This is a genomic window from Bacillus sp. FSL K6-1218, from assembly GCF_038006445.1.
GTDB lineage: Bacteria > Bacillota > Bacilli > Bacillales > Bacillaceae_G > Bacillus_A > Bacillus_A thuringiensis_S.
Window position 1 is genome coordinate 4,359,913 of sequence record NZ_JBBOVE010000001.1, and the last position, 13,871, is coordinate 4,373,783.

Consider the following 13,871-nt stretch of genomic DNA (forward strand, 5'->3'; position numbering starts at 1 on the left):
AAAAAGAAGCCGCACAAACGACTTCTTTTTTATTTCAAATATTAGTTGTCATCCATTTTCAGTACAGCCATGAATGCCTCTTGCGGCACTTCTACAGAACCAACAGACTTCATACGTTTTTTACCTTCTTTTTGCTTATCAAGAAGTTTACGCTTACGAGAAATGTCACCGCCGTAACATTTTGCAAGTACGTTTTTACGCATCGCCTTAATTGTAGAACGTGCTACAACTTTATTTCCGATAGTCGCCTGAATTGGCACTTCGAACTGTTGTCTCGGAATTAATTCTTTTAATTTCTCTACAATTACTTTACCACGGTCATACGCTGAATCACGGTGTACGATAAATGATAAAGCATCCACTTGTTCATTATTTAAAAGAATATCCATTTTCACAAGTTTAGATGGTTTATAACCAATTAACTCGTAGTCAAATGATGCATACCCTTTCGTATTTGATTTCAATTGATCGAAGAAGTCATATACGATTTCTGATAACGGGATTTCATATGTTAATGTAACACGCGTTTCATCTAAATATTGCATATCAATAAACGTTCCACGTTTACCTTGGCAAATTTCCATTACAGCTCCAACATAGTCATTCGGAACCATAATTGAAGCCTTCACAAACGGCTCTTCTACACGATCGATAGACTGTGGGTCTGGCATATTAGATGGATTATCAACAATAACATCTTCACCGTTTGTTAAATAAACCTTATAAATAACGCTTGGCGCTGTTGTAATTAAGTCAATCTTAAATTCACGTTCAATACGTTCTTGAATGATTTCCATGTGAAGAAGTCCTAAGAATCCACAACGGAAACCAAACCCTAACGCTTGAGATGTTTCTGGCTCAAACTCAAGAGCAGAATCGTTTAACTCTAATTTTTCTAACGCATCACGTAAATCGTTATAACGAGCAGAATCAATTGGATACAGCCCACAGAATACCATCGGGTTTAATTTACGGTAACCTGGTAACGCCTCTGCAGCTGGACGTTTCGCATGTGTAATCGTATCACCTACACGTGTATCACCTACATTTTTAATAGATGCTGCTAAGAAACCTACATCACCTACTGTTAACTCGTCACGTTGCGTAGTTTTCGGTGTAAATACACCTACTTCTGTTACTTCAAATTCTTTACCCGTTGCCATCATACGTACTTTATCGCCAACTTTTACCGTTCCATTTACAACACGGATATAAGCAATTACACCACGGTACGGATCATATAAAGAGTCAAAAATCATACATTGTAACGGCTCTTCTGAATCACCTGCCGGAGCTGGTACTTTTTCAACAATTTGTTCTAAAATTTCTTCAATACCAATTCCAGCTTTCGCAGAAGCAAGTACCGCTTCTGATGCATCTAAACCAATTACATCTTCTACCTCTTGACGTACACGTTCTGGATCCGCACTTGGTAAGTCGATTTTATTGATAACTGGTAAAATTTCTAAGTTGTTATCAAGCGCTAAGTATACGTTCGCTAACGTTTGCGCTTCAATACCTTGCGCTGCATCTACTACAAGAATCGCGCCTTCACAAGCCGCTAAACTACGAGATACTTCGTACGTAAAGTCGACGTGTCCTGGTGTATCAATTAAATGAAGAATATACTCTTCACCATCTTTTGCTTTATAGTTTAATTGTACTGCGTTTAATTTGATTGTAATACCACGCTCACGCTCTAAATCCATAGAGTCAAGCAACTGAGCTTTCATTTCGCGTTGTGTTAACGCATTTGTTTTCTCTAAAATACGGTCTGCTAACGTTGATTTTCCGTGATCAATATGAGCAATAATAGAGAAATTACGAATTTTGGACTGTCTTTTTGCTCTTTCTTCTTTGTTCATCTATGTTCTCAACTCCTAATAGTCTCGCCAATATACACTAGCACTGATTATATCAATAGAGCAACAAAGATTCAATGAAAACTCGTGCTGCTTACGATACAAATCATTCTATCTATATCTTATGCGAATAAACCATAAGAGACAAACCCTTTTCAAATTTTAAAACGGTTGTCTTACAAATCAGTAAAACAACCGCCTCCCATGTTACTCTTAGCTAAAAATCCCCTTTATTTTCCCAACAACTATATCCGTTCCGAACTTCGTCATTTCATAAGCTACACTTGCTACCGCCATCCCAATTCCTTCTACAACATTAAAACTTCTTAAACGTTCTAATTGTTGTTGTTTTTCTGAAGCTGAAAACGAACTACCCAAAATTTCTGATTCAGCACCTGTACTCTCTGTCCCTGTCATATGAGCTATTTGTTCATACGACAATTGCCGATAACCTTTCATACTTTTCAAACCATGATTAGCAAGTGACACTCCTGCTATCATCATAAGTAAACATAAAGCTACACTACATATACACAAAAGCGCAAAACGACTCAAACTATTATCATCTTTCTCCCTCAATGTGTATACGCTCCCGTATTATCTTGATCAATTTGATGATGCAGCGCTGCATTTAAACCACTCGCTATTACATTCGCCATATCCTCAATAAAAGTATCTACTTCTTTTGGGGTCACCATTAAGTTATGACCAAGAGGCGATAGCACTTCATAAATGAGCCTTCTTTTTTCTTCTTCTTCTAACGTACCAACAGCACCTAAAAACATATTTCGGCTCTTTTCATCTGGCATATCTTCTTCTGTTAATTTTTTCTTTTCTCCAAATGAAAATCCCGCTGGTAACAAAGATCGTGAAGGTTTGTTTCCTTCTTTCATCTCTCGACCAAAATGTTTCAAAATATAATCAATCGTATCACTTGTAATCGAAACGGCATCGACCACAGTCGGAACACCAATTGCGATAACAGGGATACCTAATGTCTCTTTACTTAGTTCCTTACGTTTATTCCCAACCCCTGATCCAGGATGGATTCCAGTATCAGAAATTTGTATCGTGCTATTTACTCGTTCAATAGAACGGGCAGCTAATGCGTCAATCGCAATTACAAAGTCTGGATTTGTCTTCTCAATAATCCCATAAATAACATCGCTCGTTTCGATGCCTGTAATCCCCATTACCCCCGGCCGGATTGCACTAACAGGTCTAAACCCTTCTTCTACACTTTCAGGCTGCAATTGAAACAAATGTCTCGTTACTAATACATTTTCTACAACTATTGGCCCAAGAGCATCCGGTGTTACATTCCAATTCCCAAGGCCTACAATTAAACAGCTCGCTTCTTTTGTAACACCAACCTCTTCTAAAAAATAAGAAAATTCTTTTGCGAAAATACGCTCCACTTTTTGTTGAAGTTCTGTATCTTGCTGACGTATACCTTGTACTTCAAGCGTTAAATAATTTCCAGGTTTTTTACCCATCGCTTCAGAGGCAGCTTCATCAATTGTTACTTTTGTAATTATAGTACCTTCTTCTTCCCTCTCTTTTACAATTACCCCCTGTATCCCTTTTTGTTCTTCTTGGCTTTCTTGCAACATTTGATGAGCTTCTACAGCAAGGTCAGTTCTAACGCTATATTTACTTAAATCCAATGGTTCTTTCATCGTATCTCCTCCGTAATTCATAGTAAATATCGTTAGATTTCCCAAAGTTATATAAGGTCATTCTTTCCTTTACGTGAAATTTCATGGATATACTATTGCAATTCTCTTCACCGTTTGATAGAATATCACTTGTTCTATGTAAGAATCGAGTCATTCGATTGCACCAGGGAGGTGAAAAGTATGGCAAACATCAAATCTGCTATCAAACGCGCTAAACTTAGCGAAGAGCGTCGTGCACATAACGCTTCTATCAAGTCTGACATGCGTTCTGCTGTTAAAACTGTAGAAGCTTTAGTTACTAATAACGATCTTGAAAATGCTAAAGAAGCTTTCAAAACTGCTTCTAAAAAACTTGACAAAGCAGCTCGTAAAGGTCTTATCCACCAAAACGCTGCATCTCGTCAAAAATCTCGCTTAGCGAAACAAGTAAACGCGTAAGGCGTTTAAAAAACGATCCATTTGGGTCGTTTTTTTATATACAAAAAAGTTCATGCACTAAGTACATGAACTTTTTTTGTGTCATCACATATGATTTAATCGCATTAAGAAAAACTCGAGCACAAGTTTCTTATCCATCTTTCCCGTCTTCATACTATAATCAGCTTCCGCTAATTCTATAATCACTTTTTTTAATTCTTCAAAAGAGAAAAATTTCGTTTGATTCATTGCCAATTTTACACGATACGGATGTACACCAATATGAGATGCAATTTGATTTTGCCCATAACCACGTTGCTGTAACTCTTTCACTTGATACAACAAACGGAATTGACTCACTAATAATGCAAGCAATTTAATCGGTTCTTCCTGCTGCGTAAATAATCCATCCAAAATTTGCATCGCACCTGCAATATCTTTTTTCACCACTTTTTCTGTCAAAGCAAATACATTTTGCTCAACTGATTTTGGCACAAGCTCTGCAACAAGTTGCGTTGTAATCTCTCCGCCCATACCAACGTATAACGTTAACTTGTCCATTTCCTTCGCCAACATCGTTACATTACTTCCCACCAGCTCTAACAACAAACTAACAGCCGCATTATCAATATGCACATGCACTTCATCTGCACGAGCAACAATCCACTTCTGAACATCCTGCACTTGCATCGCATTTGCTTCTACTACATCCGCTGTTTTCTTTAATAGTTTTGTAATTTTTTTTCGCTCATCAAGTTTTTCGTAAGGCGCAACAAAAACAAGAATAGAAAATGGAGAAGGTTCACCAATGTATTCTTCTAAAATTTTTATATTTTGCTCTAACTTTTCTTTTTGCGAAGTCAAAAATAGCGGTGATTTTATTAACAGTACTTTCCGCTCTCCAAAGAAAGGAAGCGTACGCGCATCCTCAACCACATCTTCTAAATACGCTTCTTCCAAATCGTATGTCACAACATTAAACTCTCGATCTTCTTCTTCAAGTGCTTCTGTCGTAATAAGCTTTATCGTTTCATTTATAAAAAAAGCTTCCGTCCCATATAGTAAATATAACGGAGCAAACTGTTTCTTTTTAATTTTTTTATGTATATCACTCATACTTTTTCCTACTCCCTAACTTGGCAATATATATTTATACTAATGCCCTAGCTTTTGTTTTACAAGTACAAAGGAACAGGCTTTATAACCCGTTCCTTTATTTATATTAAACGCCACGCAATAAGCCCCGGGTTTCTTATTGGTGTGCGGTAATCACCTTCCCTTTATTATTCACAATAAAAATTCGAGTATAAGTGCCAACTGTTAACATGCTTGGAAACAAAAAACTCACGTTACTTCATAATCTAAAAGTTGCAAAAAGCTCATTTTCTCTTCATATTGAAATTGTAGATTTTTTTCTGACAATATTTTATACTAAAGTGGAATGTTGGGGAGGGATTCTAAATGAATGATTTTGAACAAAACGTTCAAAGTAAACGCAATGACGCTATTGATTCAGGGGTAGGATTTATCGTCTCATTTGGTTTTTTCGCAACACTTTTCATCATTGCAACTGTTATTAAATTTATCGGTTCTTAAAGACTGCCACTTCATGGCAGTCTTCTCTTTTTCACCTATTATATGTCTTATCATATGTGATTTTACTTTGAAAGGTTCCATTTTCCCCTTTAAAAACATAGGAAATAGCACCTTGCTTGTCCGTGCGCCATATCGCACTCCCCATCTTCTCCAAACGTTCTATCACTTCTTTATGCGGGTGTCCATATCTATTCTGCTTACCAACAGATATAATCGCTACACGGGGCTGTATAACGTTCAAAAAAGACTCTATAGATGACGTATTACTTCCATGATGAGCAACTTTTAAAACATCCACTCGCAAATCTGGATACGCAGATACTAAAAACTTCTCGCCTTCTTCTTCTAAATCGCCTGTAAATAGCCACGTCAACCCTCCAAATTTTGCCCATATTACAATTGAAGCATTATTTTCACTTTTTTCTTTTCCTTTTGGAGCTAAAACGAAAAATTCAGCTTCATTTACACTCCAACTCTCCCCTTCCCCCACTTCAGTTATTTTCATTTCCTTTTCTAATGCCTGTTTCTTTACTGCTTTTTCTAATACTGCATCTTTTCCCTTTCGGCCAAATACCACTTCTTTTACAGGTATATATGATAATAATTCTTGCGCAGCACCTATATGATCTGCATCTCCATGCGTTATGATTAATTTATCAATTGTTTTAATACCTTCTTTTTGTAAATAGGGTATTAAAACATCATTTCCAACAGAAAATTCATGCTTTTTTTGTTGCCATTCTTCCTTATTCACACGAAGCGTTCCACCTGTATCAATAAGATAAACCCCTTTATCATACGGAAGGCGAATTAATATTGCATCACCTTGTCCAACATCAATAAATGTTACACTTCCGCTTCCTCTAAAATATGGATATACATAATGACACGTGCTAATAAAAAGAAATACACTTACAACTATACACACCATTTTTTTCGGCGCTCTCCTTTCCCAAACCATCAGTATACTGACAATACTCGCGCAATATACAGCTACAAGATTAAAGGGCGTTTTCCCAAAAATAAGCTGGGTAAATGGTAAACTTTCACAATAACTTAGAAAATCATTAGACATACTCAAGCCTATTGATAATACATTCGCAAATCCTTTTGCGAGAAACGGGACAATTGGCATACACAGTAAAATAATAATGCTACATGGTAATACAATGATAGATAAAAACGGAACGTATAAGAGATTGAGGAAAATGCTATATGGAGAAAAATAACCAAAGTGATATAACAAAATCGGAGTACTAACGAGCTGTGAAATGATAGAAATATAAATAGAATTTCGGATTACTCCGTTGCTACTCCCTAATAATAACGGAGCAGACAAAAGTAAAGCGAAGCTACCTACAAAAGAAAACTGAAATCCAATATTAAAAACAAGATAAGGGTCATATATAAGCATACATATAGCTGTTACACTTAAAGCATCTAAACTAGATAAACGAATCGAGCACATAAAAGCAATCAACATCAACACTCCTGCTATAGAAGCCCTTATAACAGATGGTGACGCCCCTGCTAAAACCATATACAAAGGAATACAGACGATAAGGCAAATTGTTGCTACCTCCCTCGTCGCACCACTTCTTAGCAAAATAAAATATACTATCCCCATTAACAATACAATGTGCGAACCTGAAATTGCTAACAAATGTATAAGACCAAACTGTTGATATTGCTCTTCCACTTCAAACGTCATTTGTTGTCTATCACCAAATAGTAACGCATTCATAAAAGCACCTGATTGCTCTGGAAACATTTCTGTAACTTTCGAGATTGCTTGTTGCCTCAAAAGGAGAATCCGTTGCATGAGCGACAGTGATGTTTTATAGCATTCAGAAATATATGTAGCCTCAAATGCGAAATGAATATGTTGCTTGTATAAATAATCACGGTAATTAAAACCATGAAAATTCCGAGCTGTTTGTGGTTCTTTCCTCTCACCCTCGAATACACATGATATCCCTGCGTATAATTGTTGCATTTTTTCCTTTTCCAAGGCTGATTTTATTCTATAACTTAACTGCACTATATTTTTATTGTGATCTTCAAATTGAAAAGATAGGCGATCCCCATTAACAAGCGGTGTATTTTGTACAACCCCTCTTGTAACTCCATAGGACTCTCCTAGAGACTTATTCCACCCTTGAATATAGGAAGTGTATACAGCGCTACTAAAGCACGCTACAATGCAAAAAACGAAGGTTTTACGCGAAGTGCGATATAAACAGAAGAAAACATTTAAAAAGAGGCAAAAAACCATCAATAAAAGTGACGAGGAAAAGGCAATTGCAATCCCTATTATAAACGAGATTGCAACATACCTCCATTGTTCCTGCAACTTATACTCACTCCTTATAGCATCATTTTTGCTTTCGTGAATACATGCTGTAATTCTTCCATTGATAAACTATCTTTTTCTAAAGACGCAAATAATTCTTTTAACTCCGTATAACGTTTTTGCTCCTCCAATGCAGCAATATCATATTCTAGCGGAACGTGCTTCACTGTTACATTCGCTTGTTCAAATAACTCTATGGCGTATGGATGATTTTTATAATCCTGCGCATAATAAACCGCTGTAATACCACTTTGAATAATTGCCTTACAACATTGTAAACAAGGGAAATGCGTAACGTAAATTTCTGCTTCCTCTGTTTTCGCACCAAACTTGGCACATTGTAATAAAGCATTCATTTCAGCATGAATTGTCCGAACACAATGATTATCGATTACGTAACAACCATCATCTATACAATGTACGCCACCTTTAATCGAACCATTATATCCACCAGCAATAATTCGTTTATCGCGAACGATTGTCGCTCCTACCGCAAGCCTTGTACATGTACTACGTAACGATAGTAGATGGCTTTGCGTCATAAAATATTGATCCCATGAAATTCGTTCCATATTTTTCACCTACTTTTTTGTCTACTTGTAGTGTAGCGAAAGAAGAAAAACTTCGTCAATCTTTTACGGAATAATAATTTGATCTTTTATCTTTTCAAGAGACTTCGTACCAATCCCATCAATCTCTAATAAGTCTTCTATTTTCTGAAACGGACCATGTTCTTCTCGATATTTCAAAATACTTTCTGCCTTTCGAGAGCCAATCCCCGTAATTTTTTCCAATTGCTCTTTCGCCGCTGTATTTATTCGAATCTTGCCATCTTCCTTAGAAGAAGTAAACATCCCTTGTTCTGACTCATTTTTACTCGGTATATAAAGAAGCATTTGATCTTGTACAATTTGTGCTAAATTCACTTTTTTGATATCTACTTCTGATAAAAAACCACCAGCCTTTTGAACTGCATCCTTTACGCGATCTCCTTCCTTCATTTCATATACCCCTTCTTTACTAACCGCTCCTTTCACATCAATTATAATTGTTCTTTTCTGTTCCTTTGTATCCGATATTTTTGGTTTACCCTTTTTTTCTATCTCCTTCTCCTGCACATTCATTGTAGTAGGCGTTCGTTCTACACTCTGGTTCGTTTTCCAAAAAACAAGAAAAAGTAAAGTTCCAATAATAACTACTAAACCTAACGACTTTTTCGGAAAATCCCACATCATTTTACACCTCTAATCATAAATTTATAACATCATTCATATTGTTTAGGAGAAAGCTGTTACGAAGGAGGGATGAAACTTTGAACATAGGAATTATAGGGACAGGAAACATGGGGAATATACTAATTGATGCATTTTTAGAAACCCGTGCTGTCAAGCCTTCGTGCCTTACAATCATTAATCGGACGCCTGCCAAAGCATATCATATAAAAGAAAAATACCCTTCTGTTCATATAGCAAAAACAATCCCGGAAGTAATCGAACAATCACAACTTATTTTTATTTGTGTTAAGCCGATAGATATATACCCTATCCTAAAAAAATACGCTGAACATTTTTCTGATGAAACGTGCTTAGTTTCTATTACGAGTCCAATATCTCCATCACAATTAGAGACTCTCGTACCTTGCCACGTCGCGCGTATCATTCCAAGTATCACAAACCGCGCCCTCTCTGGCGCCTCACTATTTACATTTGGAGATAATTGCTCTGAAGAATGGCAACAAAAACTACTTCGTCTATTCAAAAACATTTCTACACCTCTTGTAATAGAAGAAGATATAACGCGCGTTTCATCTGATATAGCAAGTTGCGGTCCTGCTTTCTTTAGTTATTTACTACAATGCTTCATTAACGCTGCTGTAGATAAAACAAATATTACACACGAAGAGGCTACTACTTTAGTAAGTGAAATGGTCGTGGGGATGGGGAAATTACTTGAAAAAGAAATCTTCACATTACCTACCTTACAAGAAAAGGTTTGCGTGAAAGGCGGCGTTACTGGGGAAGGCATTCGGGTTTTAGAAGAACACGTTGGAGATATGTTCCATAAGTTAATCGAGCGAACACATGAAAAATTTGATGAAGATTTAGAATGCGTTGATCAGCAATTCAATAAACACACATAATAAATACGTCATTTTCATTCCAAATCCTTTTTATAAATAATTACTTTTTTACAATACATTTTCACTTCAACTACTATTCCCACACTTTACGCATACGATCTTCAGATTATGCCAGAACTAAAAATACATCTTCTTTATAAAACAAAAGCAACCTTCTCGGTTGCTTTTGTTTTATCCCGCATTAACGGCCAGTAAGATCCCCACCTTAAAACTCAGCGAAAGCAAAGAAGTTAGGAGGGGGTCGGGCTGCCCGTAAAAGCCCGATTGGTTCAACTAATAATCAGCGGGAAGCTTCGCACCCCGCTGATTAAAGTTTCACTTTATCCGTTTTTCTTCGCCATGAAGAAAATACGCTCTGTTTGTTCTGTAACTTCAAGTCGCTCAAAATCACCTGTTACACGAAGCACTGTAAAACCTGCTTCTTGAAGCCATTTCGTTAACTCTTCCACTTGATATGCACGTTGCACGTGACATTCGTCAAACCGATGGTACACATCTTCTTCCGGATCTTGAACAAAGAATGTTAAATCATGCTCTACACTATTTGATTCTTCACCAGGGAAGCAATTCCAAATAAGAGATATTTCTTCTCCATTCACTGTATACGTTTCATCTTGAAATACATGATGTATTTTATATAAAGAATGTACATCAAATAAAAACAAGCCATCTTGGCGTAAATGGTGAAATACTCTTCTAAATGTTTCTTGCACTCCATCTTCTTGCAATACATAATTTAATGAATCACAAAAGATGGTTACACAATCAAACTCACCTGGAACATCAAGCTCTCGCATGTCTTGTTGATAAAAAGGAATAAAGTATCCCTCTGCTCCCAGTTTTTGCTGAGCGACTGTTAACATTTCTTCTGAAAGATCGACACCTATTAAATCGTAACCCTTTTGCACAAGCGGAAGGGTTACATTACCCGTACCGCATGCTACATCAAGAATTTTTGCCTCTTTCATATCTGCTTGCTGCAGGCTTTCCTCTGTGAATTCCACCCATTTATCATAAGGGACATCATTCATTAGTTCGTCGTACAACAATGCAAATTGTTCGTATTTCATTGGCCTAGCTCTTCTGTAATATCTTCACGTGGCACATCGCCCCATAGACGCTCTAAATTATAGTGATTACGCTCATCTTTATGGAATACATGAGCAACTACATCTCCAAGATCAACTAATACCCAACGTGCTTCGTCAAAACCTTCCATACGTTGTACGTCGATTTGGAACTCATGTGCTTTTGATTTAATTTCACGTGCAATTGCTTGCACTTGTTTATCTGAATTACCGTGACAAATAATGAAATAATCTGCAATTGGTGAAATACCTTGCATATTTAGGACAACCATATCTTCTGCTCTTTTATCATCAGCTGCTTTTGCCGCTAATACTAATAAATCTTTATCGTTCATTTACTCATTTCCTCCTTGATAACTGCATTGTATGTTTGGAATGTTAATGGATAAATCGTCTGATTTTTTCCCATTAAAAATTGAATTGTTTTCTTTAACGCAAATAATAAAGCTTGATTTATATCCGTATATGCGAGTTTACGAGCCTCTTCCACACCTGGAAACTTTCGCCCTGGCTCAATGTAATCAGCTACATAAATCACTTTATCTAACATCGTCATGTTCTCATGACCACTTGTATGATATGTAATAGCTTGTAAAATTTCAGGATCCGTAATGCCTACCTCTTTTTCTACTAAGTATGCCCCAACAGGCGCATGCCACAACTCTTTATTATAGCAAAGTAAATCTTTCGGCAAATCTTCACGTTTAATAATCTCTTCCATCTCTGAAATCGCTCTACATTTCGCATAATCATGGAATATAGCTGCCATCTCTGCTTTTTTCTCGTCCACACCGTATAACTTAGCCAGCTCAATCGCTGTCTCCATTACACCAATTGTGTGTATATAACGTTTTTCATGCATTTGTTGTTTGACAATATGAAGTGCATTCTCACGATTCATACAACCCATTCCTCTCGATATATACCTGTACTTTTTCAGGAAGTAAATATTTACACGTTTTCTTCTCCTTATATCTCTCACGTAATAAAGATGAAGAAACTGCAAATTCCGGAATTTCCACTGTAGTAATCTGATACGGCGTATGCAATGTGTACCCAGGTCTCGCAACTCCAACAAACGTTACAAGATTCAGCAAAGCTTCAATGTTATACCACTTCGGTAAATACTCAACCATATCCCCACCAATAATAAAGTGAAACTGCACATCCGGATACTTCTTCGTCAATTGCATCATAGTGTCATACGTATAAGATGGGCCCTTCCTGCTTAACTCTTCTAAACAAATAGAAAAGTGTTCTTCTGCCTCAGTCGCGAGCTCTAACATATGTAAACGACTTTCTATACTTGTAATATTACGTCCTTGTTTATGTGGCGGAATCTGGTTTGGCAAGAACCATACTTCTTCCAAATCCAAAGCGTGATATACTTCATTTGCAATTAGCAAATGTCCATAGTGAGGCGGATCAAATGTACCGCCAATGATGCCAATTTTCCTCAAAAGAAACGCCCCTTCCTTTTACATACAGCAACTCTCCTTTGTTAGGAATGAAGAGAGTTGCTATTAATAAAAGTTCAATTGGTTTCGCTCTCTACATCATTACGCATCAGCGATAAAAATAGCGCATGCTAATCTTTTTATCGAGGAAGCTTAATTTGTTTATTTTCTCTTGATTCTTTGTATAAAACAATTGTGCTTCCAATTACTTGAACGATTTCAGCACGTGCACCTTTTGCAAGTTCTTCCGCAACCTCACGGCGATCAAATTCACAGTTTTGTAATACACTTACTTTAAATAACTCACGAGCTTCTAAAGTATCTGCGATTTGTTTAATCATATTTTCATTTACTCCGCCTTTTCCTACTTGAAAAATTGGTGTTAAATGATGTGCTTGTGCACGTAAAAATCTTTTTTGTTTTCCTGTTAACATATATGTTAGCCTCCAAGCTTTTCTATAACTAATTGTTTCATTCTCCCGATATTCGGTACACGTCCTGTCCACATTTCAAATGCAAGTGCTCCTTGATACACAAACATATCAATACCATTTTGAATGATTGCACCTTGCTCTTTTGCCTCACATAAAATTTTCGTTTCAAATGGATTATAAATTATATCTGATACAATCGTTCCTTTTTTTAACGAACAAATTTGTAATGGCGTATGTTCGACGTGTGGATGCATACCTATTGTTGTCGTCTGAATGATAATATCATAATTCCCTTGTTCTTCTGTCGCTTTTTCTAACGACAAAGCAACAGAATTAACATCGGCCGTACGTGCAGCAATAAGTTCTTTCGCCTTATCTACTGTACGATTGGCTACATCAATCTCTTTTACACCTACATCAGCAAGAGAAAAATAAATAGCTCGGCTAGCACCACCTGCACCAAGTAATAAAATACGTTTCCCTTGAAGTGGTTCATGACTAATTGACTGCAACGCTCGAACAAAACCAATCCCATCTGTGTTGTAGCCAATTAACCTTCCATTCTTATGCACCACTGTATTTACTGCACCGATTTTCCTTGCCAATGGGTCAATCTCATCCAAATACTCCATAATAGCAACCTTGTGCGGAGTTGTTACATTAAATCCTGAAATACCTAATGCTTTCAAACCTCTTACTGCTTCCCCTAGCACTTCCTCTTCAACAAGAAACGCATGATAATGGGCATCCATATTCAAGTGTTCAAATGCATTGTTATGCATAACGGGTGATAATGAATGTCCAATTGGATTTCCGATTACACCATATAATTGTTTCATAAATCC

The 13,871-nt window shown here is 36.8% G+C and carries 16 protein-coding genes; 3 read left to right on the forward strand and 13 right to left on the reverse strand.

Translation table 11 applies throughout. The features are described from left to right. Positions 1 to 41: 41 nt before the first annotated feature. The 3 genes from lepA to gpr all read right to left on the reverse strand — a co-directional run bounded on the left by lepA (position 42) and on the right by gpr (position 3,541). Entirely contained in the window at positions 42 to 1,865 is a 1,824-nt protein-coding gene (gene lepA, locus MHI26_RS22245; protein ID WP_001030948.1) for an elongation factor 4, read from the reverse strand. A gap of 210 nt (positions 1,866 to 2,075) precedes the next feature. After that, positions 2,076 to 2,441 carry a YqxA family protein gene (locus MHI26_RS22250; RefSeq protein WP_001207094.1) on the reverse strand — a complete coding sequence of 122 codons (366 nt, stop codon included), beginning with the start codon at positions 2,439 to 2,441 and terminating at the stop codon, positions 2,076 to 2,078. Continuing rightward, positions 2,438 to 3,541, reverse strand: a complete 1,104-nt coding sequence (gene gpr, locus MHI26_RS22255) for a GPR endopeptidase (RefSeq protein WP_000662645.1) — start codon at positions 3,539 to 3,541, stop codon at positions 2,438 to 2,440. The genes MHI26_RS22250 and gpr overlap by 4 nt, the downstream gene beginning before the upstream one ends. A 180-nt stretch (positions 3,542 to 3,721) precedes the next feature. Here gpr and rpsT point away from each other — a divergent pair, with 180 nt between their 5' ends. Then, on the forward strand, positions 3,722 to 3,979 hold the full coding sequence (gene rpsT, locus MHI26_RS22260; protein ID WP_001274012.1) for a 30S ribosomal protein S20: 258 nt from the start codon (positions 3,722 to 3,724) through the stop codon (positions 3,977 to 3,979). Between the two features lie 84 nt (positions 3,980 to 4,063). Here the strand turns inward: rpsT and holA are convergent, their stop codons facing one another. After that, positions 4,064 to 5,074: a DNA polymerase III subunit delta gene (gene holA, locus MHI26_RS22265; protein ID WP_001279925.1), complete on the reverse strand. Its 1,011-nt coding sequence runs from the start codon at positions 5,072 to 5,074 to the stop codon at positions 4,064 to 4,066. 345 nt (positions 5,075 to 5,419) lie between these two features. On the opposite strand from holA, the gene MHI26_RS22270 reads away from it, so the two are divergent. After that, a complete protein-coding gene (locus MHI26_RS22270) occupies positions 5,420 to 5,554 on the forward strand; it encodes a YqzM family protein (RefSeq protein ID WP_000997609.1) in 135 nt (44 codons plus the stop codon). A gap of 31 nt (positions 5,555 to 5,585) precedes the next feature. Here the strand turns inward: MHI26_RS22270 and MHI26_RS22275 are convergent, their stop codons facing one another. The 3 genes from MHI26_RS22275 to MHI26_RS22285 form a co-directional block, all read right to left on the reverse strand. Beyond that, on the reverse strand, positions 5,586 to 7,907 hold the full coding sequence (locus MHI26_RS22275; RefSeq protein ID WP_061666283.1) for a DNA internalization-related competence protein ComEC/Rec2: 2,322 nt from the start codon (positions 7,905 to 7,907) through the stop codon (positions 5,586 to 5,588). Between the two features lie 14 nt (positions 7,908 to 7,921). Further along, complete coding sequence (locus MHI26_RS22280; protein ID WP_000439775.1) at positions 7,922 to 8,479, reverse strand: ComE operon protein 2; 558 nt, start codon at positions 8,477 to 8,479, stop codon at positions 7,922 to 7,924. 63 nt (positions 8,480 to 8,542) lie between these two features. Continuing rightward, positions 8,543 to 9,142, reverse strand: a complete 600-nt coding sequence (locus tag MHI26_RS22285) for a helix-hairpin-helix domain-containing protein (protein WP_000989920.1) — start codon at positions 9,140 to 9,142, stop codon at positions 8,543 to 8,545. A 77-nt stretch (positions 9,143 to 9,219) separates the two neighbouring features. Between MHI26_RS22285 and comER the strand changes: the two genes are divergently transcribed. Then, positions 9,220 to 10,047 carry a late competence protein ComER gene (comER, locus tag MHI26_RS22290; protein ID WP_001020554.1) on the forward strand — a complete coding sequence of 276 codons (828 nt, stop codon included), beginning with the start codon at positions 9,220 to 9,222 and terminating at the stop codon, positions 10,045 to 10,047. Positions 10,048 to 10,367: 320 nt separating this feature from the next. Here the strand turns inward: comER and MHI26_RS22295 are convergent, their stop codons facing one another. From MHI26_RS22295 to aroE, 6 genes are all read right to left on the reverse strand, one after another. After that, positions 10,368 to 11,117 carry a class I SAM-dependent methyltransferase gene (locus MHI26_RS22295; protein WP_000873063.1) on the reverse strand — a complete coding sequence of 250 codons (750 nt, stop codon included), beginning with the start codon at positions 11,115 to 11,117 and terminating at the stop codon, positions 10,368 to 10,370. Then, positions 11,114 to 11,470, reverse strand: coding sequence for a ribosome silencing factor (gene rsfS / locus MHI26_RS22300; protein WP_000998173.1), 357 nt, complete (start codon positions 11,468 to 11,470; stop codon positions 11,114 to 11,116). Before rsfS ends, MHI26_RS22295 begins: the two co-directional genes overlap by 4 nt. Beyond that, positions 11,467 to 12,036, reverse strand: coding sequence for a bis(5'-nucleosyl)-tetraphosphatase (symmetrical) YqeK (gene yqeK, locus MHI26_RS22305; RefSeq protein WP_001078472.1), 570 nt, complete (start codon positions 12,034 to 12,036; stop codon positions 11,467 to 11,469). Before yqeK ends, rsfS begins: the two co-directional genes overlap by 4 nt. Beyond that, on the reverse strand, positions 12,026 to 12,595 hold the full coding sequence (gene nadD / locus MHI26_RS22310) for a nicotinate-nucleotide adenylyltransferase (RefSeq protein ID WP_001226032.1): 570 nt from the start codon (positions 12,593 to 12,595) through the stop codon (positions 12,026 to 12,028). Before nadD ends, yqeK begins: the two co-directional genes overlap by 11 nt. Before the next feature lie 137 nt (positions 12,596 to 12,732). After that, entirely contained in the window at positions 12,733 to 13,026 is a 294-nt protein-coding gene (gene yhbY / locus MHI26_RS22315; RefSeq protein WP_000955224.1) for a ribosome assembly RNA-binding protein YhbY, read from the reverse strand. A gap of 5 nt (positions 13,027 to 13,031) precedes the next feature. Next, positions 13,032 to 13,865, reverse strand: a complete 834-nt coding sequence (gene aroE, locus MHI26_RS22320) for a shikimate dehydrogenase (protein WP_000812104.1) — start codon at positions 13,863 to 13,865, stop codon at positions 13,032 to 13,034. Positions 13,866 to 13,871: the final 6 nt, after the last annotated feature.